This is a genomic window from Candidatus Kosakonia sp. 282A-S69 (assembly GCF_029433855.1).
In the GTDB taxonomy this organism is placed as follows: domain Bacteria; phylum Pseudomonadota; class Gammaproteobacteria; order Enterobacterales; family Enterobacteriaceae; genus Kosakonia; species Kosakonia cowanii_A.
In genome coordinates this window covers 2991395-3012071 of sequence record NZ_JAROAU010000003.1, presented here as the reverse complement: position 1 = coordinate 3012071, position 20677 = coordinate 2991395, and the positions used below count along the sequence as shown (strand labels likewise).

20 protein-coding genes are annotated in these 20677 nt (G+C 57.9%); 9 read left to right on the top strand and 11 right to left on the bottom strand.

Annotated features, from left to right (window positions below; translation table 11 throughout):
• Positions 1-30: 30 nt before the first annotated feature.
• From rhaM to rhaB, 8 genes are all read right to left on the bottom strand, one after another.
• On the bottom strand, positions 31-345 hold the full coding sequence (rhaM, locus tag PU683_RS19565) for an L-rhamnose mutarotase (RefSeq protein WP_277174199.1): 315 nt from the start codon (positions 343-345) through the stop codon (positions 31-33).
• Positions 346-554: 209 nt separating this feature from the next.
• Positions 555-1559: an ABC transporter permease gene (locus PU683_RS19560; protein ID WP_277174198.1), complete on the bottom strand. Its 1005-nt coding sequence runs from the start codon at positions 1557-1559 to the stop codon at positions 555-557.
• The gene (locus PU683_RS19555; RefSeq protein ID WP_277174197.1) at positions 1556-2560 is read right to left on the bottom strand and encodes an ABC transporter permease; all 1005 of its coding nucleotides are present in this window, start codon (positions 2558-2560) and stop codon (positions 1556-1558) included. Before PU683_RS19555 ends, PU683_RS19560 begins: the two co-directional genes overlap by 4 nt.
• On the bottom strand, positions 2557-4068 hold the full coding sequence (locus tag PU683_RS19550) for a sugar ABC transporter ATP-binding protein (RefSeq protein WP_277174196.1): 1512 nt from the start codon (positions 4066-4068) through the stop codon (positions 2557-2559). The genes PU683_RS19555 and PU683_RS19550 overlap by 4 nt, the downstream gene beginning before the upstream one ends.
• A gap of 46 nt (positions 4069-4114) precedes the next feature.
• Complete coding sequence (gene rhaS / locus PU683_RS19545; RefSeq protein ID WP_277174195.1) at positions 4115-5101, bottom strand: rhamnose ABC transporter substrate-binding protein; 987 nt, start codon at positions 5099-5101, stop codon at positions 4115-4117.
• 116 nt (positions 5102-5217) lie between these two features.
• Positions 5218-6048, bottom strand: coding sequence for a rhamnulose-1-phosphate aldolase (rhaD, locus tag PU683_RS19540; protein ID WP_277174194.1), 831 nt, complete (start codon positions 6046-6048; stop codon positions 5218-5220).
• A 92-nt stretch (positions 6049-6140) separates the two neighbouring features.
• Positions 6141-7400 (bottom strand): L-rhamnose isomerase, encoded by a 1260-nt coding sequence (locus PU683_RS19535; RefSeq protein ID WP_277174193.1) that lies wholly within the window; start codon positions 7398-7400, stop codon positions 6141-6143.
• On the bottom strand, positions 7397-8860 hold the full coding sequence (rhaB, locus tag PU683_RS19530) for a rhamnulokinase (RefSeq protein WP_277174192.1): 1464 nt from the start codon (positions 8858-8860) through the stop codon (positions 7397-7399). The genes PU683_RS19535 and rhaB overlap by 4 nt, the downstream gene beginning before the upstream one ends.
• A gap of 301 nt (positions 8861-9161) precedes the next feature.
• Between rhaB and rhaS (PU683_RS19525) the strand changes: the two genes are divergently transcribed.
• The 3 genes from rhaS (PU683_RS19525) to sodA all read left to right on the top strand — a co-directional run bounded on the left by rhaS (PU683_RS19525) (position 9162) and on the right by sodA (position 11880).
• On the top strand, positions 9162-9998 hold the full coding sequence (gene rhaS, locus PU683_RS19525) for an HTH-type transcriptional activator RhaS (RefSeq protein WP_277174191.1): 837 nt from the start codon (positions 9162-9164) through the stop codon (positions 9996-9998).
• A gap of 72 nt (positions 9999-10070) precedes the next feature.
• Positions 10071-10919: an HTH-type transcriptional activator RhaR gene (gene rhaR / locus PU683_RS19520; protein ID WP_277174190.1), complete on the top strand. Its 849-nt coding sequence runs from the start codon at positions 10071-10073 to the stop codon at positions 10917-10919.
• A gap of 340 nt (positions 10920-11259) precedes the next feature.
• Positions 11260-11880 carry a superoxide dismutase [Mn] gene (sodA, locus tag PU683_RS19515; RefSeq protein WP_277174189.1) on the top strand — a complete coding sequence of 207 codons (621 nt, stop codon included), beginning with the start codon at positions 11260-11262 and terminating at the stop codon, positions 11878-11880.
• 79 nt (positions 11881-11959) lie between these two features.
• Here the strand turns inward: sodA and PU683_RS19510 are convergent, their stop codons facing one another.
• The gene (locus tag PU683_RS19510) at positions 11960-12862 is read right to left on the bottom strand and encodes a dihydrodipicolinate synthase family protein (RefSeq protein WP_277174188.1); all 903 of its coding nucleotides are present in this window, start codon (positions 12860-12862) and stop codon (positions 11960-11962) included.
• Between the two features lie 162 nt (positions 12863-13024).
• On the opposite strand from PU683_RS19510, the gene yiiM reads away from it, so the two are divergent.
• Positions 13025-13696, top strand: a complete 672-nt coding sequence (yiiM, locus tag PU683_RS19505) for a 6-hydroxyaminopurine reductase (RefSeq protein ID WP_277174187.1) — start codon at positions 13025-13027, stop codon at positions 13694-13696.
• 34 nt (positions 13697-13730) lie between these two features.
• On the opposite strand, the gene cpxA is transcribed toward yiiM, so the two are convergent.
• Positions 13731-15104 carry an envelope stress sensor histidine kinase CpxA gene (gene cpxA, locus PU683_RS19500; protein ID WP_277174186.1) on the bottom strand — a complete coding sequence of 458 codons (1374 nt, stop codon included), beginning with the start codon at positions 15102-15104 and terminating at the stop codon, positions 13731-13733.
• Positions 15101-15799, bottom strand: coding sequence for an envelope stress response regulator transcription factor CpxR (gene cpxR / locus PU683_RS19495; RefSeq protein WP_034812606.1), 699 nt, complete (start codon positions 15797-15799; stop codon positions 15101-15103). The genes cpxA and cpxR overlap by 4 nt, the downstream gene beginning before the upstream one ends.
• A gap of 151 nt (positions 15800-15950) precedes the next feature.
• Between cpxR and cpxP the strand changes: the two genes are divergently transcribed.
• From cpxP to PU683_RS19470, 5 genes are all read left to right on the top strand, one after another.
• Complete coding sequence (cpxP, locus tag PU683_RS19490) at positions 15951-16445, top strand: cell-envelope stress modulator CpxP (protein WP_277174340.1); 495 nt, start codon at positions 15951-15953, stop codon at positions 16443-16445.
• Between the two features lie 149 nt (positions 16446-16594).
• A complete protein-coding gene (gene fieF, locus PU683_RS19485) occupies positions 16595-17479 on the top strand; it encodes a CDF family cation-efflux transporter FieF (protein WP_277174185.1) in 885 nt (294 codons plus the stop codon).
• 199 nt (positions 17480-17678) lie between these two features.
• Complete coding sequence (pfkA, locus tag PU683_RS19480; protein WP_187800615.1) at positions 17679-18641, top strand: 6-phosphofructokinase; 963 nt, start codon at positions 17679-17681, stop codon at positions 18639-18641.
• Between the two features lie 146 nt (positions 18642-18787).
• Complete coding sequence (locus tag PU683_RS19475) at positions 18788-19777, top strand: sulfate ABC transporter substrate-binding protein (RefSeq protein WP_277174184.1); 990 nt, start codon at positions 18788-18790, stop codon at positions 19775-19777.
• A gap of 112 nt (positions 19778-19889) precedes the next feature.
• Complete coding sequence (locus PU683_RS19470; protein ID WP_277174183.1) at positions 19890-20648, top strand: CDP-diacylglycerol diphosphatase; 759 nt, start codon at positions 19890-19892, stop codon at positions 20646-20648.
• Positions 20649-20677: the final 29 nt, after the last annotated feature.

Here is a 20677-nt window from a genome sequence, read left to right as displayed (position 1 = left end):
GCGTCTGTTGAAGGGGGGAAGGGGAGCGGCTTACGCCAGATAGAACACCTCTTTCAGCTCGGTGCTCACCGGGCTGTTATCGGCATTGGCAGGCATCACCTCGCGCATATGTTTCCACCAGCGCTGGCACACCTCGGTGCGGGCGACCGCCGCCCAGCGCGCTTCTGATTCAATCTCTACCGTGGCAAAGAGCAGGTTGCGCGCTTTATCAAGATAGATGGCGTAATGGTGCGCGCCCGCCTCTTTCAGCACCGCTTCAAGCTCTGGCCAGATCGGGTTATGGCGACGCGCGTACTCTTCATGCGCATCGGGGTTTACCTGCATAACAAACGCTTTGCGGATCATAATGTCTCCAGATAGAGTTCGCGCACCTCATCGCGGCTGAGCTGCGCGGATTGCAGGGAGGCGGAGTCAGCGTTCTGTCCCGCATAAAATTCATCATGTTTCTCCCCGATTTGATTGAATCCTGCCGGCGGGAAGGCTCACCGTCGCCGGATGAAAATTTTCCCGCTGGCGCGTTGACGTAAGCCACCATCCGGCAACCCATGCCTGCACTACAGCCGTCGGCGCTGTACCAGGCGGCGAGTGAGGATCGGCAGTGAAATCACCACGATCAGCATCGCGCCGACAATAATCGACATCACGATCCCCGGCACGTTGAGCAGGCTCAGGCCAAAGGTCACCAGCCCCATCAAAAAGGCGGCGATAATCACGCCGACCATGCTGCCGGAGCCGCCGAGAATATTAATGCCGCCAAGCACTGCCATCGTCACCACGGAGAGTTCCCAGCCCAGCGCAATGGTCGGGCGCGTGCTGCCGAGGCGCGAAGTCAGCAGCACCGACGCCAGCCCCGCCATCAACCCCACCAGCGCGAAGAGGATCAGGTTGTGACGTTTGACATTGATCCCGGCATACCACGCGGCGGTCGGGTTATTGCCGATGGCGTAGGTACGGCGGCCAAAGTTGGTTTTATGCAGCAGAAAGGCAAACAGCAGCCCGAGCACGATAAAGAGCGCAAACTCGAACGACAGTGCGCCCCAGACGTAGCCCTGACCGAGCCACGCGAAGCTCTCCGGCCAGCTGTTCAGCGCCTGGTCGCCAAGCAGGATGTAGGAGATGCCGCGGTACAAGCTCATGGTGCCGATAGTGATAACAATCGACGACAGGTTGAAGCGGGTCACCAGAAAGCCGTTGAACAGCCCGCACAGCAGCCCGACACCCAATCCCACGCAAACCAACAGCGGCGTATCGACGCCCGCCTGCGCGCAAAAGCCCATCGCCGTTGAGCTGAGCGCGATAGTGGCGGCGACCGAGAGATCGATCTCTCTGGCGATAATCAACATGGCCATCGGCAGCACGATGATGGCCTTCTCGGTGAAGTTGAAGGTGGCGTCTGACAGGTTCCAGATATTCAGGAAATAGGGCGAGGCGAGAGCGTTCACCACAAACACCGCCAGTGTCACCGCCAGTAAAAACCCCTCCCAGCAGAGCAGACGGCGCAAGAGCGGCGTCGACGCAGCCGGGTTGTTTACAGCTTCCGAAGTCAGGATTTTGCTCATGATTTCACCGCCTGTTTCTGTCGGGCCAGCGCCGCATCGCGCAGGATTAACCGCCCTTTGCGCTTATTGCCGCGCTCATTGAGCAGCACCGCAATCACGATCACCGTGCCGGAGATCGCCATCTGCCAGAAGGGCGAGACGCCAATCACCGGCAGGGCATTGTTGATTACGCCGAGGAACAGCGCGCCAAGCAGACAGCCGAGCACGCGCCCGCTGCCGCCCATGGTGCTGATGCCGCCAATCACACAGGCGGCCACCACCTGTAGCTCAAAGCCGTTGGCGACATCGACATAGGCTACGGCGAAGCGCGAGATCCACAAATAGCCGCAGAACCCGGCCAGCGCGCCGGAGAGGCAGAAGCTGACGAACTGCATCTTTCCGGCGTTGATGCCGGTGTAGTACGCCGCCGTGGCGTTGCCGCCTGCGGTATAGAGCGCCCGCCCGCTGCGGCTGTAGCGCAGGAAGTAACCCACCAGCAGCAGCGCGGCAATGGCGCACCAGCTCAGCACCGGTAGCCCCAGCAGTCCACTACGCGGCACAGCAAGAAAATCGGCGCTCATCTGATTGGCGTTCACCCAGCCACCGCCGGAGAGGAGAAAGATAATGCCGCGGTAGATACTCATGGTGCCGAGCGTCACCACAATCGCCGGAATACCCAGCCTCCACACCAGCAGGCCGTTGATGACTCCCATCACCAGCCCCAGCGCGGTCGCCAGCAGCAGCAACGCCCAGACCGGCACATCGGGATGGTGGAAATTAATCAACGCCACAATCATGCCGGTGAGTGCCAGGTTTGCCGCCATCGACAGATCGATCCCTTTGGTCAGCAGCACCATCATCTGCCCAAGCGCGAGAATGATCAGGATGGCGGTATCGTTGAACATCTCCACCAGGTTACCGGGGCTGATAAAGGTGGGTACGCGGCTGCCGATGGCCAGCATCAGCAGCACTATCACCCCACCAAGCAGCGCTTCGCGATGTTTAAGCAGTGCGTTCATCATGCGGCCTCCTGCCCGGCACCGCTGGCGGCGCTGACAATGGTTTCTGCCGACGCCTCCCCGGCCCGGTAGTGCGCGACCATCAACCCTTCATGCATGACGATCACCCGATCGGCCATGCCCATCACTTCCGGCAGTTCGGAGGAGACCATAATCACCGCCAGCCCCTGCGCTACCAGTTCGGACATAAACTGGTGCACCGCCGCTTTCGAGCCGATATCAATCCCTTTGGTTGGCTCATCGAGGATAATCACCTGCGGCTGGGTGGCGAGCCACTTACCGATCACCACTTTCTGCTGATTACCGCCGGAGAGCGTCTCCACTGGCTGCTTCCAGCTGAATGCTTTGACCTGCAAACGGCGGGCGTACTCCTCTGCCAGCGCCCACTCTTTGGCGTCGTTCAGCACTCCGTTGGCGTTGAGCGTGCTCAACTGCGGCAGGCTGATGTTCTGGGCAATCGACAGCGCAGTGATCGCCCCCTGCTGCTGCCGCTCTTCCGGCACGCAGACTATTCCGGCCTGAATCGCATCCGCTGGCTGGCGGAACTGCACCGCCTTGCCATTGAGAATAATCTCCCCAGACGCCGGGCGCGTCACGCCGCAGAGCGCCTGCATCAGCTCGGTACGCCCGGCACCGACCAGACCATAAAAGCCGAGTATCTCCCCTTTACGCAGGTTAAAGCTGATGTGGGCGAACTCGGTCGCGTGACAGAGATCGTTTACCTCCAGCACCGTGTCACCCGGCTCGCAGGCGATTTTCGGCCAGCTCTGGCTGATAGCGCGCCCGACCATCAGCGTCACCATCCGCGCTTCGGTAATCTCCTGAATGGCCCCGGATTCGATAAAGAGACCATCGCGCAAAATGGTGTAGTGATCCGCCAGCTCGAAAATTTCATCGAATTTGTGCGAGATAAAGAGGATCGCTTTGCCCTCCTGCTTCAGACGCTCAACGATGTGATAAAACTCCAGAATCTCGTGCTGCGAGAGGGCAGCGGTCGGCTCATCAAGGATGACTACCTGTGCATCAAAGGCGAGGGCGCGGGCAATCGCCACCATATGACGCTGGGCGATGCTGAGCGTTTTAAGCGTGGCGCGCGGATCGATCTGCACCTCCAGCCGGGCGAGAATGGCCCGCGCCTGCTGGTGCATGGCGGGCCAGTCGAGCTTTTTCAGCAGCCCTTTATAGAGATAGTGACCGACAAAAATGTTCTCGGTGACCGACAGCTCGTCGAACAGTACTGTCTCCTGGTGAATGGCGGTAATGCCCACTCTGTGCGCGGCATCGGGCGTCGGCAGAGAGATGGGGATCGCTTTATAGAGGATCTTACCCTCATCGGGCTGATAAATGCCGGTCATCACTTTGACCAGCGTCGATTTGCCCGCGCCGTTCTCGCCAATCAGGGCGGTTACGTGGCCAGGCCAGAGATCAAGCTGTACGTTCTCAAGGGCGCGCACGCCGGGAAAGCGTTTGCTGATGCCCTTAAGCGACAGCAGTGGGGTGGATGCCGTCATGATAACTCTCCGGTTTTTGCCCCCTCCCGTCAGAGAGGGGAAAGGGTCAGAACATCTTTGAGAACTTATCAATGTTGCTGGCGTCGTAGACGAACGGCTCCGCCATCGCGCCACTGCCGTCGGCATCCAGCTTCACTTTTCCTAACCGGCCCATGCTGGCTTCCGTTTTGCTCGCCGTCCCTTTCACCAGATCGTGCGCTAAATAGGTGGCGGCATAACCGAGATCGATCGGGTTCCAGATGGCAAAGCTTTTACTTGCACCAGATTTGATGGCACCCGCCATCTCAGAGGGCAAGCCGAGACCGGTGACGTAGACTTTGCCGATTTTGCCCTGGTCCTTTACCGCCTGCGCTGCCGCCACAATGCCAACGGAGGAGGGGGAGACAATCACTTTTAGATCCGGGTAAGACTTCAGCAGACCGACCGCTTCGCGGTAGCTTTTATCGGAGAGGTCGTCGCCATACGCGACGGTGACCAGATTGACAGAGGGGTACTTCGGCAGCACCTTTTTCATCTCCGCAATCCAGATATTCTGGTTGGTTGAGGTTGGCGTGGCGCTCAGAATGGCGACCTCACCCTTCTCGACGTTGAGCGCTTTCAGCGCATCGGCGGCAAGCCTGACGTTGGTTTCACCAATCAGCTCGTTGTTGGAGGGGTTGAGATGGATCTGCCGCCCGGCTTTTGCCACGCCGGAGTCCCACGACACCACTTTGATACCGCGCTGCATCGCTTTTTTCAGCACCGGCACCACCGCGTCCGGATCGTTGGCGGAGATGGCGATCGCATCTACCCCCTGGGCGATCAACCCGTTCAGCACTTCGATCTGCGCTTCCGCCGTGGTGGTGGTTGGCCCGGTGTAGATTACTTTAACGTCGCCTAACTCTTTCGCTGCTTCCTGCGCGCCGGTGTTGGCGGCTTCAAAAAAACCGTTCCCTAACGATTTCGCCACCAGGGCGATTTTTACTTCGGCGATGGCGGAACCGGATAACGCCATCATGACAACAGTGAGGATCAAGCTTGCTTTTGTTTTCATTGCTCGTACTCCACGGATGACACTCCCGTCCGCTTTCGTATTGGCGAAATCACCAGGGAGTGGTTTTTTGCAGGTGAACAGAGTTCGCCCCGTCTGCGTGAGCGGGGCGCGTGTTTTTAGTGGTACAGGTCTAACGCCGATTGCAGCGGGTTGACGCCGAAGCGTTTGCCCAGTGCGATCAGTTCTTCACGGGTGATGGTCTGTTTCATACCGCCCATTGAATAGATTTTGACTAACACCTCGGCGGATTTTTCCGCGGTATCGATCAGGCCAAACGCTTCATCCAGCGTGGGGCCGCTGCCGAAAACGCCATGGAACGGCCACAGCACCAGCGCATGTGTCTGCATGTCGTTGGCGGTGGCGCGGCCAATCTCATCGGTGCCCGGCACCATCCACGGCAGAATGCCGACGCCGTCCGGGAAGACCACCAGACACTCGGTGCTCCCTTCCCACAGCTTGCGGGTAATCAGATCGGAGCTATTTTCCAGCACGTAGGTCAGGGCGATAAGGTTGGTGGCGTGGCAGTGCATGATCACCCGATCTTTGCCACCGGTCGCGTTGATGCGCTCGCAGTGGGACAAGAAGTGCGCCGGCAGCTCGGAGGTGGGCACCGCTTCGTTAGTCAGCCCCCACAGGATGTGGTAACCGGCACCGTCGCTGTCGACTTTGACCACGCCGAGGTTTGCCGTTGGATCGAGCTGCACGTTGCGGAAAAATTTGCCGGAGCCGGTGACGATAAACGGCGTGTTGGCGAGGAGCGGCATCGGCTGGCTGAGGGGAATGTAGCGCGGTTGCGGGTGGAAATCTGCTTCATACGGCGCAATATCCGCATCATCGAGACGCAGGGTCAGGTTACCGCCGTTGCGCTCATCCCAGCCCTTCAGCCAGGCGTCAGTGGTCGCTTTAATCATCCCCTGGACGAACCAGGCGTTAATAATGGTCTGCATGTAGGGAGTTCCTGTTGGTTCTGTTGCCGGATGGCGGCTAACGCCTTATACCGGCCTACGAAAATATGAATACCGCGTCATCCGGCACACGGTTACTGGCGCTGGCGTAATACCCCTTGCTCATACGCCCGTACGCTCTCAAGCCACTGGCTACCGGCGGGGGTGTCGTGGCGCTGACAATAGATCTCCCACACCGCCTGCCACGGCAGGGATTTCTGCTCTTCGAGCAGCGCAAGGCGCGCGGTGTAATCGCCAGCGGCTTCCAGCTGGCGCAGCTGTTCAACCGGCTCCAGCAGAGCACGCAGCAGCGCTTTTTTCATGTTGCGAGTGCCAATCACCCACGCGGCGATACGGTTGATAGAGGCGTCAAAGAAGTCGAGGCCGATATGCACGCGGTCGAACAGCTTATGGCGAATGATTTCGCTGGCGATGGCCTGGGTTTCGTCATCCAGTAGCACCACGTGATCGCTGTCCCAGCGCACCGGGCGGCTGACGTGCAGCAGCAGGCGCGGTACATAGAGCATGGCAGCGGAGATTTTGTCGGAGATCACCTCTGTCGGGTGGAAGTGGCCCGCATCCAGGCAGAGCGCGGTCTGGCGGCTGGTGGCGTACCCCATATAGAACTCATTCGAACCGACGGTGTAGCTCTCGGCGCCGATGCCGAACAGCTTGCTCTCCACGGCATCGATATGGTGCGCCGGGTTCAGTTTTTCGCTCAGCGCGTCGTCCAGCGCCGCAAGCAGACGCTGGCGCGGTGCCAGGCGATCGACGGTGACATCCTTCATGCCATCCGGTACCCAGATATTCATCACCGACGGCGTGCCGAGCTGCTCGCCGAACGAGGCGGAGACGCGGCGGCTGGCCTTCACATGCTCAATCCAGAACTGGCGAACCTCATCGTTGGCGTGAGAGAGGGTAAAGCCGTCGGCGCTGAAGGGGTGCGAGAAGCAGGAGGGGTTAAAATCGAGCCCCAGGTGATTGGCTTTCGCCCACGCGACCCAGTTTTTAAAGTGCTCCGGCTTGATCTCGTTGCGCGCCACGGGCGTATCGGCTTCGTGATAAATCGCATGCAGGTTGAGGCGTTTGGGGCCAGGGATCAGGCTCAGCGCCTGCTCAAGATCGGCGCGTAATTCGGCGGCGTTGCGCGCTTTACCCGGATAGTTACCGGTGGCCTGAATGCCGCCGGTCAGGCTGCCTTCCGGGTTTTCAAACCCGGCCACATCGTCGCCCTGCCAGCAGTGCATCGAGACCGGCAGGCGATCGAGCTGACGCAGCGCCTCCTCTGCATCGATGCCGACCGCGGCGAAACGCTCTCTGGCAATCTCCCAGGCCTGTTCAAGTTGAGTGGTCATGCGCAAAGCTCCTTTCGTTTTTGCTGAAAACGCGCGACATAACGGGCGATTTCATTATCAGAATGCGGGGTAAAGGTGAGCAGGGGGTGGTTAGCCGCCACCACCTGACGAAACGCATCGACGTTGGTTAGCTCACCCAGCGTCATCAGCTGTACGCCAATATTGCCAAGGGTTGAGGCTTCAACCGGCCCGGCGATCACCGGCAAACCGCAGGCGTCGGCGCAAAGCTGGTTCAGGAGCTGGTTCTGGCAGCCGCCGCCGACAATGTGCAGGCGGGTAAAGGGCTTGCCGCGCAGGGTGGCCAGCTCGCTCAGCACATCGGCATAGAGCAGGGCGAGGCTATCGAAGATGCAGCGCGCCAGCTCGGCGGCGCTCTGCGGTATGGGTTGATCCGCGTCGCGGCAGGCGGCCTGGATCTCGGCGCTCATGTTTGCCGGGTTGATAAAGCGCTCATCGTTTGGGTTGATGATGAAGCGGCAGACCGCGATCTGCCCGGTGAGGGCGATAAGCGCGGGCAGGTCGCTAATGCTCTGCTCTTTCAGCACCCGCTGTAGCAGCCACAGGCCCATGATGTTTTTCAGCACGCGGTAGCGCCCCTCGGCACCCCCTTCATTGGTGATATTGGCGGCGAGCGCGGCGTCGCTGGTGTAGGGCGTTTTGCTCTCAAAGCCCATCAATGACCAGGTGCCGGAAGAGAGGTATGCCGCGTCGTTATCGACCAGCGGCGAGGCGATCACCGCGCTGGCGGTATCGTGGCTGGCAACGGCGACCACCGGAATAGCGTTGCCCTGCGGGCAGATCCAGTCGCCAATCACATTGCCCGGATGGGTCGGTGTGCCAAACCAGCTGGCGGGCACCCCGGCCCAGTCAAGCAGCCTGGCGTCCCAGGTATCGGTATGGATATTGACCAGCTGCGTGGTGGTGGCGTTGGTGTACTCCCAGTTGCGTTGCCCGGTGAGGCGGAAGCTGAAATAGTCCGGGATCAGCAGGGCGTGCTCTACCTGCGCCACGGTTTCCGGTTGCTGCTCCGCCAGTGCGCGCAGCTGGTAGAGGGTGTTGAAGGGGAGGAACTGGATGCCGCTGCGGCGGTAGATATCGGCTTTTCCCGGCTGCTGGAAAGCGCGTTGCATAATGCCGTCGGTACGGCTGTCGCGGTACGCGATCGGCAGGCCGACGCGCTCGCCCGCGCGGTTAATCAGCACATAATCAACGCCCCAGGTATCAATGCCGATGCTGTCAGGCTGCACGCCGGATTCGCACACCTTTTGCAGCCCGGTGCGGATGTCGGCCTCAAGGCGGTCAATATCCCAACAGTCGCACCCGTCGACTCTCTGCAAGCTGTTAACAAAGCGGTGAATTTCCTGAAGCGTCAACTCCCGGCTCTGGCGATCGTAACGCGCCAGCATTACCCGTCCGCTGGAGGCACCTAAATCAACCGCGACGCAGTGGCGAAAAGTCATGATGAGGTCCTTCATAGAGTCATTACGGACAGTCTAAAAAAAGGGGCGTGGGGGCTACCTTCTTACTACTGACAACAGCGGAGGGGCGCTGGCAAGAAAGCAAAGATGAACGTGAGCGAGTTCACATATTCCAGCGATGACGCGGCGTTGCGCCATTGTGACTCTGACCACATTTCCCGATCTTTCCGGGCGCTTCTTGAAAAATGGGCAGCTTATGCGCGAAATGGCGTCGAAAATTAAAGGCCAGGTTCGCCGCCCTTAATTACTATTTTGAGACTGTTTCTCATTTGCTGGGGCGATCATGACCATACTGCATAGCGTCGATTTCTTTCCGACAGGTAAATCACCGGTTGCCATTGAGCCGCGGCTGCCGCAGGCGGCTTTTCCTGAGCATCATCATGATTTTCATGAAATTGTGATTGTTGAGCATGGCTCCGGCATTCATGTTTTTAACGGCCAGCCTTACACCATCAGCGGCGGCACGGTCTGCTTTGTGCGCGATCACGACCGCCATCTCTATGAACATACGGAAAATCTCTGCCTGACCAATGTGCTCTACCGCTCGCCGGACGCTTTCCGCTTCCTCGCCGGGTTAAACCAGCTGTTACCGCAGGAGCAGGAGGGGCATTATCCGTCGCACTGGCGGGTCAGCCAGCAGACGCTGGGGCAGGTGCGCGGCATTATCAGCCAGATGGAGGCACAGGGCGCGGAACTGGAAACTCACGATATTGCCAACCGTGAAATGCTGTTTATGCAGCTGCTGGTGCTGCTGCGCCGGAGCAGCCAGCAGGCGGAGATGGGCAACAGCGATGCGCGACTTAACCAATTGCTGCTGTGGCTGGAGGATCACTTCGCGGAGGATATCTGCTGGGCGGCGCTTGCCGGGCACTTCACGCTCTCCTTACGCACCCTGCATCGCCAGCTTAAACAGACCACCGGCATGACACCGCAGCGCTACCTGAACCGCCTGCGGCTGATCAAAGCCCGCCATATGCTGCGCCACAGCGATGAGAGCGTCACGGAGATCGCCTTTCGCTGTGGATTTGGCGACAGTAACCACTTTTCGACTCTATTTCGCCGCGAGTTTAGCTGGTCGCCGCGAGAGATCCGTCAGGGGCGCGATACGCTGCTTCAGTAACGAGAAGAGAATCACCGATTTTGGCTGCGCTTTGACTAATAATGTCAGGTTAGCGCACATAGAGGTGATGATGTGACAGGCCAGCTTATTCTTCGTCGGGACGATTTTTTTCCGCGCGCCGGTCAGGCGGTGGCGGTGGCGGATCGCTATCCGCAACATGTGTTTGCCGAACACACCCACGAGTTCAGTGAGCTGGTGATGGTGTGGCGCGGCAATGGCCTGCATCTGCTTAACAACCGTCCGTACCGCATTACGCGCGGCGATCTCTTCTATATTCGCGCCGAGGATTGCCACTCTTACGCCTCAGTTAACGATCTGGTGTTGCAGAACATCATCTACTGCCCGGAGCGGCTGACGCTCAATCTGGACTGGGCAGGGCTGATCCCTGGCTTTAGCGGCACGGCGCGGAGCCCGCACTGGCGCATCGGCAGCAGCGGCATGGCGCAGGCTCGCCAGGTGATCGCCCAGCTAGAGCATGAGAGCAACAAGAGCGATCCGCTGGCGAATATGATGGCGGAAACGCTCTTTGCCCAGCTGGTGATGACCTTAAAACGCCACCGTTTCGCCGCCGATAATCTGGCCGCCACCCACAGCGAAGCGCTGCTTGATAAGCTGATTACCGCGCTTTCCGGCAGCCTGAATCGCAGCTTTGTGCTTGAGCAGTTTTGCGAGCAGGAGCAGTGCAGTGAGCGCGCTCTGCGCCAGCAGTTTCGCTCCCAGACCGGCATGACCATCAACCACTATCTGCGCCAGCTGCGCATCTGCCACGCGCAATATCTGCTCCAGCATTCGGAGCAGATGATTGGTGAAATCGCCATGCAGTGCGGGTTTGAGGACAGTAACTACTTTTCGGTGGTTTTTAGCCGCGAAGTGGGAATGACGCCAGGGCAGTGGCGTCATCGCAGCCGCGCCGCCGCCTGACTGGCCCGGCATACCGAGGCCGGGAAATCCCTATCGTCATCGCGTTACGCATCCTGTACGCCTTTTCTTTTCTGGTCGGGACAGTAGTCGCCGATCCGCAGAGTGTAAAAATCAGTAAACGATTTAACCCTGGGACGGTTGCCGCGCTGCGCCTGACGATGGCGATCAGGGCATGACGGCGATGAGCAGCTTCACAATTTCAAGAACATAACTAAAATAGATAACCTTATAGAAACTACGGCATTGATAAACATTTTCAATATCACGTAATTAACTATAATGATCCAACTGCTTACGCGGCGTTAACAATTCCGCCGCCAGACTAAAAATGGAGATGAAAATGAGCTATACACTGCCCGCTCTGCCGTATGCGTATGATGCCCTTGAGCCTCATTTCGACAAGCAGACGATGGAAATCCATCACACTAAACATCACCAGACCTACGTAAACAACGCCAACGCCGCGCTGGAAAGCCTGCCGGAGTTCGCAAGCCTGCCGGTTGAAGAGCTGATCACCAAGCTGGACCAGCTGCCGACCGACAAGAAAACCGTACTGCGCAACAACGCAGGTGGCCACGCTAACCACAGCCTGTTCTGGAAAGGCCTGAAAGTCGGCACTACCCTGCAGGGCGATCTGAAAGCCGCTATCGAGCGCGATTTCGGTTCCGTGGATAACTTCAAAGCTGAATTTGAAAAAGCCGCAGCAACCCGCTTCGGTTCCGGTTGGGCATGGCTGGTGCTGAAAGGCGACAAACTGGCCGTGGTCTCCACCGCAAACCAGGACTCCCCGCTGATGGGTGAAGCGATCTCTGGCGCATCCGGCTTCCCGATCATCGGTCTGGATGTGTGGGAACACGCTTACTACCTGAAATTCCAGAACCGCCGCCCGGACTACATCAAAGCGTTCTGGGACGTGGTGAACTGGGACGAAGCAGCAGCGCGTTTCGCCGCGAAGAAATAAGTTCGCATACCGCTCCACGCCTTGCGTGAGGTCAACCCCCGTCCGGCTCAGCCGTCGGGGGTTTTTTATTGCCTGTGGCTTATTGCCGCGATGCGATATTAAACACCTGGTCGACAATGGCGCACTGCGCGTCGCTGAGCGTGCCGCCGACATTGCGCGAGACGGGCGTCGAGTAGCCGAATTTGCGTGACACCACGGTTTTGATGGTGGTGACGAAATCATCCCCGATGGCGTAGATCGCCATAAACTTGCCGATCTCCTGCTGCGCTTTACTCAGCCCGTCGAGATCGCCGGCGCGCCAGGCTTCTCTCGCCTGCACAAACAGCTCCGGCATCACGTTATTCAACCCGGAGATGACCCCTGCGCCGCCTGCCAGTAAGTTAGGAATGTAATACTCGTCGTAGCCGCTCAGCACCGCAAAATCGCGGCGTACCGCCTGGGTGGCGATGATCATATTCCGCGTGTGTGACTGGCAATCGACCGTATCTTTGATGCCGGCGAAATCAGGAAACTCGGCGGCAAGGGTGGCGACCAGTTCCGGCGTTAAATCGCAGCCGGTACGCGCCGGGAAGTTATAGGCGAACCATTTGCCCTCAACCGCCTGCCCGATAGCGCGGAAGTAGTGTAATAACTGCCCGCTGGTCTGCCCGTAATAATAGGGCGGCAGCACCATCACCGCGTCATACCCGACGCGCCGCGCCTCTTGTGCCATGCGCACAACATCGGAAAAGCAGGTGGAGGAGACGTTTGCCACCAGCGTGCCCGGCGTCATCTCCCGTGCTTCACGGATAAGCAGTAAGCGCTCCTCCAGCGAGAACGAGGCAAACTCCCCGATGCTGCCCATCAGTAGCACGACGTCGATTTTCGCCGCGGTCAGGCGGGCAATATGGTGCGCTAAGCCTGTAAGATCGATACTCCCTTCGCGATCCATCGGTGTGATGGAAGGGCACCAGACGCCGGAAAATGGAACTGTAGTGGCCACGTCGCTCTCTCCTCGTTTAATGAAATTGCGTTTCAAATCTCAAGGTAAGTGATAACACGGCATGGCGTCAGACACGCGCATGAATGTCTCATTTTCGCCGCTTCGGGTGAGAAAAAAGTGTGCTCTAATAACGCGATCAACAACGGCACTCCGGGAGGGAAGATGCGCCATCAGGTTAACGTTTTCAGGGGCAAGATAAGGGATTATGCGGGCAGCCGACCGAGCGCCATCGCCAAATTGCAGGTGCAGGGCGAGCTGACCCTGACGGAGCTGGGCATTGTGGGCGATGAGCAGGCAGAGAAAAGCTACCACGGTGGGGCTGACCGCGCGCTCTGCCACTATCCACGTGAACACTACGCGCACTGGGCGCAAGCCTTCCCGCAAAAGGCCGCGCTATTTTGCGCGCCCGCCTTCGGCGAAAACCTCTCTACCGTCGGTCTGACGGAGCAAACTGTTTTTATCGGCGATATCTTTCGCTGGGGCGAAACGCTGATTCAAGTGACGCAGCCGCGCTCGCCCTGCTTTAAGCTTAACTACCACTTTGGCATTGAGGATATGGCAAGCCAGATGCAGGCGAGCGGCCGCGTGGGCTGGCTCTACCGGGTGATTGCCGCAGGCTCCGTCGCGGCTGACGCGCCGTTAGAGCTTGTCTCAAGGGTAAGCGATGTCAGCGTTCATGAGGCAGCGGCGATCGCCTGGGCTCAACCGTTTGATGATGAACAGTATCAGCGCTTGCTGGCGGCGGCGGGATTATCGGCGAGCTGGACGCGCACGATGCAGAAGCGGCGCCTGAGCGGCAAGATCGAGGATAACTCCCGGCGGCTGCGCGGATAAAAAAACGCCCTCTCCGGTGGGAGAGGGCGCATTATCAGGCGCGTTTATAGAGCGGCAGCCAGAGGGTTAAGCGTAAACCGCCCAACGGGCTATCGTCCGCTTTCACCCAACCGCGATGCTGCTGGATCGCCGTTTCGACAATCGCCAGCCCCAGGCCAGTGCCGCCTGACTCGCGGTCGCGCGCTTCGTCGGTGCGGTAGAAGGGACGGAAAATCTGCTCGCGATCTTCTGCGCTGACGCCAGGGCCATCATCATCAACGTTGATGGTGATACCATCTTTATCCACCGCAAAGCTCACTTCGATTTTGGTGTGAGAGTAGCGCAGCGCGTTACGGACAATATTCTCCAGCGCGCTCTCCAGCGCGTTGGGGTTGCCATACAGCGGCCATGGCCCGGGCGGGAAGGTGACCGTCAGGGATTTGCCCATCTGCTCGGCTTCGAACGCGGCGTTATCCAGTACCTCATGCCACAGCTGATTGGCTTTTACCGTTTCGCTGACCAGCGCGTTTTTCTGCTGGTTGCGCGACATGACCAGCAGATCGTTGATCATGCTGTCCAGCCGCTGGGCTTCGGTTTCGATCCGCTCCAGCTCTTTGCTCTCTCCGCTACGGCGACGCAGCAGGGCGGTGCCAAGCTGCAGGCGCGTCAGCGGCGTGCGCAGCTCGTGGGAGATATCCGACAGCAGACGCTGCTGCGCGGTCATCATCCGCTCCAGCGCGCTCACCATCTGGTTAAAACTGGCTCCGGCGGCGAGGAACTCCTGCGGCCCGGCTTCCAGCTCCGGATGCTGACGCAGGTTGCCTTGCGCCACCTCATCCGCCGCGTTTTTCAACTTCCGCGCCGGTTTTGCCAGGCTCCACGCCAGCCACAGCAGCAGCGGTGAACTGATCAGCATGGTGACGATCAGCAGCAGCAGCGGGCGGTCAAACAGCAGGTTGATAAAGTCAGATTGCGAGTTGCTGGCGGGGCGAATCAGATAGAGCTGGTAGTTATCTTCCCCGTCGCGAATGGAGAAGGGACCGACCATTTCGACGCGGCCATACTTTTTCTTCTGCGGATGATCGGAGTTATCGGCCTGGCCGATAAAGTTGCGGATGATCTGCATTTCGCTGCGCTCCGCGCCGATCACACGCCCTTCGCTGGTCACCAGCAGCAGACGCTGACCGGGCGGTGCCCATTTATCGATGGCGCGAAACAGCCTGCGCCACCACATCAGATCGTTCGGCGGGTCGTTAGCCAGCTCCGCTTCCACATGCTGTTCAATCATCAGACCCTGGCGCTGCTCGCTGTCGAGCAGCTCCGTCATCTGGCGGGAGTCCAGCTTTGGCACCATCAATACCAGCATCAACACCAGCGCCAGGGTTAACCAGAAGATGGCGAAGATGCGGGCGGTCAAACTTCCTATCATGAAGCGGAGACCATCAGGTAACCGCGACCTCGCAGGGTTTTAAACCACGGATGCCCATCTTTACGCTCCGGCAGTTTGCGGCGCAGGTTGGAGATATGCATGTCGATGGCGCGATCGAACGGCGTCAGGCGTTTACCCAGCACTTCCTGGCTCAGATGTTCACGCGATACCACCTGGCCTAAATGCTGAGCCAGCAGGTAGAGCAGGGTAAATTCGGTGCCGGTGAGCTCCAGCGACTGCCCGTCAAAGCTCGCTTCCTGGCGACCAGGATTGAGGCTGAGCGCGTCCACTTCCAGCGTCGGCGAACCGCTGTCGCTGTTCTGCTGCTGCTCGCTCCAGTGGGAGCGGCGCAAGATCGCGCGAATACGCGCCACAAGTTCACGATCGTTAAAGGGTTTCGGGAGGTAGTCATCCGCGCCCAGCTCAAGGCCGAGAACGCGATCCAGCTCGCTGCCACGGGCAGTAAGCATAATTACCGGTGTCTGGTGTGTCTGTCGTAGCTCTTTAAGGGTATCAATGCCGTTTTTCTTCGGCATCATCACGTCGAGCAAAAGCAAATCGATGCTGTCATCAAGGAGGTCGAGCGCCTGTTCACCGTCATGGGCAACGAGCACGTTAAAACCTTCCATGTCGAGAAGTTCCTTTAACAAGGAAGTCAGCTCTCGGTCATCATCTACTAAAAGGATTTTATTCATTGTTTAAATACCTCCGAGGCAGAAATTACGTCATCAAGCGTCGCTAATCCATGACTTTACGTTGTTTTACACCCCCTGACGCATGTTTGCAGCCTGAATCGTAGACTGATTTTCGTTCACTCGTGAGACAAATAGGTTACTGGAGTAAATGATGCGCATCGTTACCGCTGCCGTCATGGCCTCAACGCTGACATTAAGCGCTGTTAGCCAGGCTGCTGAAGCCGTAACAGGCGATAACTGGCATCCCACTGAGGGGATCGCACAGCGCAGTGTTCAGAGCCATATGTTCGACGGTATTAATCTGACCGAACATCAGCGCCAGCAGATGCGGGATCTGATGACACAGGCGCGGCACGATCAGCCACCTGTTAATGTTAGCGAAATGGAGACAATGCACCGCCTTGTCACCGCAGATAAATTTGATGAAACCGCTGTACGCGCTCAGGCAGAAAAAATGGCGCAGGAGCAGGTCGCTCGCCAGGTTGAGATGGCGAAAGTCCGCAATCAGATGTACCACCTGCTTACGCCAGAGCAGCAAGCGGTTTTGAACCAGAAGCACCAACAACGGATGGCGAAGCTGCGTAACGTTGCGCAGATGCAAAAAAGCTCCCCGTTGACGGTAATGAGTAGCAGCAGTACCAGGTAACAACCCCTGTTTTTCCTTGCCATAGACACCATCCCTGTCTTCCCCTACATGATGTGGGGGTTTTTTTTGCCCGCAATTCCTGCGTTTATTTTCTCCATTGCTGCTTTTGCTATCCGTTATAATTCCGCCAACGACAAGCAGGAGCATGTATGAAAGCATCTTATGGACGGCTGGTCACACGGGCGGCAATGGCGGCAACCATCATGGCGTCGCTGCTGCTGGTGATTAAAATTTTCGCCTGGTGGCATACCGGTTCGGTCAGTATCCTGGCGGCGCTGGTCGATTCACTGGTGGATATCGCTGCGTCGCTTACCAACCTGCTGGTGGTGCGCTATTCGCTGCAACCGGCGGATGAGGAGCATACCTTCGGGCACGGCAAAGCGGAGTCGTTAGCCGCGCTGGCGCAGAGCATGTTTATCTCCGGCTCCGCGCTGTTCCTCTTTTTAACCGGCATTCAGCATCTTGCGCAGCCGGAGCCCTTGCATGCCGCAAGGATTGGCGTTGCCGTCACGCTGGTGGCGCTGATCAGCACTGTGATTCTGGTCACCTTTCAACGCTGGGTTGTGCGCAAAACACACAGCCAGGCGGTGCGCGCGGATATGCTTCATTATCAGTCTGATGTTATGATGAACAGCGCTATTCTCATCGCGCTTGGGCTGGCGTGGTATGGCTGGCACCGGGCGGATGCGCTGTTTGCGCTGGGTATCGGCGGCTATATCTTGTACAGTGCTTTGCGTATGGGGTATGAGGCGGTACAGGCGCTGTTAGATCGCGCGCTACCCGATGGAGAGCGTCAGGAAATTGTCGATATTGTCACTTGCTGGCCGGGCGTCAGAGGCGCTCACGATCTTCGCACGCGGCAGTCAGGGCCGACCCGCTTTATTCAAATACATCTGGAAATGGACGATCACCTGCCGCTGGTTGAGGCGCATCTTGTCGCTGAACAGGTCGAGCAGGCAATTTTGCGCCGTTTTCCCGGCTCCGATGTGATTATTCATCAGGATCCATGTTCAGTTGTTCCTCAAGGACGATAAGCCCGCAGAGGCTTTCGTAACGCGTTTTTAAGTGTGGGTCAGCGGTGAGGTTGTGTATAAAATACCCCCATTTCGCCTGACCTGAATCAATTCAGCAGTAGTGGATTGAGATACTATTTGCAGCATTGTTGTTCGCTCCCCGTGGGAGTTGCTTCGGGCCACAGAATTTTATTTTGCATTCCTAAGTTCAGAGGTAGTCATGATTAAAAAAATCGGTGTGTTGACAAGCGGCGGTGATGCGCCAGGCATGAATGCCGCCATCCGCGGCGTTGTCCGTGCAGCATTAACAGAAGGTCTGGAAGTTGCAGGTATCTATGACGGCTACCTGGGCCTGTATGAAGACCGTATGATCCAGCTTGACCGCTACAGCGTGTCTGACATGATCAACCGCGGCGGTACTTTCCTCGGCTCTGCCCGCTTCCCGGAGTTCCGCGAAGAGCATATCCGTGCCGTGGCTATCGAAAATATGAAAAAGCGCGGCATTGACGCGCTGGTCGTCATTGGCGGCGACGGCTCCTACATGGGCGCAAAGCGCCTGACTGAAATGGGCTTCCCGTGTATCGGCCTGCCGGGCACCATCGATAACGACGTTGCCGGTACCGACTACACCATCGGCTACTTCACCGCCCTGCAAACTGTGGTTGAAGCAATCGACCGCCTGCGTGACACCTCCTCCTCACACCAGCGCATCTCCATCGTTGAAGTGATGGGGCGTTACTGCGGCGATCTGACCCTGGCGGCGGCCATTGCCGGCGGGTGTGAGTTTATCGTTCTGCCGGAAGTGGAGTTCAACCGCGAAGACCTGGTCGCCGAGATCAAAGCCGGTATCGCCAAAGGTAAAAAACACGCGATTGTGGCGATCACCGAGCACATCTGCGATATCGACGAGCTGGCGAAGTACATTGAGAGCGAAACGCAGCGCGAAACCCGCGCGACCGTGCTGGGCCACATCCAGCGTGGCGGTTCGCCGGTGCCTTACGACCGCATTCTCGCCTCCCGCATGGGCGCTTACGCTATCGATCTGCTGCTGCAGGGCTACGGCGGCCGCTGCGTCGGTATCCAGAACGAAAAAATGGTGCATCACGACATCATCGACGCGATCGAAAACATGAAGCGTCCGTTCAAGGGCGACTGGCTGGACTGCGCGAAAAAGCTCTATTAATACGCAACACGCCCTCTCTGCTGAGGGCGTTTTTTTACCGCAAGTTATTCCCCAAAGTTATAGCCAATCTTTTTTTATTCTTTAATCATCGGATCCCTTTCTGGCAGGCTGGTGTCATCAAAATTGACAACCGAAGAGAGCGGGCAATGAATAAATGGGGCGTAGGCTTAACACTGCTGCTGGCTTCCAGCAGCGTGCTGGCAAAAGATATCCAACTGTTAAACGTGTCTTACGATCCGACGCGTGAACTGTACGAGCAGTACAACAAAGCGTTCAGCGCGCACTGGAAACAGGAGACCGGCGACAATGTGGTGATCCGCCAGTCACACGGCGGTTCCGGCAAACAGGCGACATCGGTTATCAACGGTATTGATGCCGATGTGGTAACGCTGGCGCTGGCCTATGACGTTGATGCGATTGCCGAGCGCGGTCGTATCGATAAAAACTGGATAAAACGCCTGCCCGACAACTCTGCGCCCTACACCTCGACCATTGTCTTCCTGGTGCGCAAAGGCAATCCGAAACAGATCCACGACTGGAACGATCTGGTAAAACCGGGCGTCTCCGTTATCACGCCGAACCCGAAAAGCTCCGGCGGCGCACGCTGGAACTACCTGGCTGCCTGGGGTTATGCCCTGCATCAGAACGGTGGCGATCAGGCCAAAGCGCAGGAGTTCGTCAAAGCGCTGTATAAAAATGTCGAAGTGCTCGATTCCGGCGCGCGCGGCGCGACCAACACCTTTGTGGAGCGCGGGATTGGCGATGTGCTGATTGCGTGGGAAAACGAAGCGCTGCTGGCAACCAAAGAGCTGGGCAAAGATAAGTTTGAGATCGTCACCCCGAGTGAATCTATTCTCGCTGAGCCGACCGTGTCGGTGGTCGACAAAGTCGCGGATAAAAAGGGTACCCAGAAAGTGGCTGAAGCCTATCTGAAGTATCTCTACTCGCCACAAGGGCAGGAGATCGCCGCCAGGAACTTCTACCGCCCGCGCGATGCGCAGGTTGCGGCAAAATACGCCAGCGAATTCCCGAAACTGAAATTGTTCACCATTGATGATGTGTTCGGCGGCTGGAGCAAGGCGCAGAAAGAGCACTTCGCCAACGGCGGCACCTTTGATCAGATCAGTAAACGCTAATTTTTACTGTTAAACCAGCCGGATGGCGCAAGTGCTATCCGGCAAAATCGATGTGTCACTTCGTTTAATTTTTACGCTATTATGCCGTTTCTTTCAGCAAAGGAAGCGGAAAATGAAAACTGTTAAACGTCTTATGATTGTCCTGTTGGTTCTGATTATTGTTGCAGCCGCAGGTGTATGGATTTGGATAAAGTTCGCCAGCAACCCGGACGCGTTGCGCCAAATCGTCTTACAGCAGTGCCTGCCCAATATGCGCAATCACCACAACCCTGCACCCTGCGAGCAGGTGAATCTCAAAAACGGTTATGTGTTAATGAAGGACCGCAACGGCCCGTTGCAGTATCTGTTAATGCCCACTTATCTGGTTAACGGTACCGAAAGCCCGTTACTGCTTAAGCCTGCTACGCCGAACTTCTTCTGGCAGTCATGGCAATCACGCGACGTGATGAGCACCCGACGCGGTAGCCCAGTCCCGGATGAGGCGGTCTCGCTGGCTATCAACTCCCGTCTTGGGCGTACCCAGAACCATTTCCATATTCATATCTCCTGCCTGCGCACCGACGTGCGCCAAAAGCTCAATGAGAATGCCGGACGCATCAGCAGCCAGTGGCTGGCATTGCCCGGCGGGCTGCTTGGGCATGAGTATTTAGCCCGCCGGGTAACGGCAGAGGAGCTGGCGCAGCGCAGCCCCTTCCTGATGCTGGCGGAAGAGGTGCCGGACGCTAAAGCGCATATGGGACGCTTTGCGCTGGCTTTGGCGCAGCAAGCGGACGGCTCGTTTGTGCTGCTGGCGACGGAGCGAAATCTGCTGGCGTTAAACCGCGCATCGGCGGAAGAGATTCAGGATCATCAGTGCGAGATCCTCAAATAACCCCACCATAATTCGCATTTACTCACTCT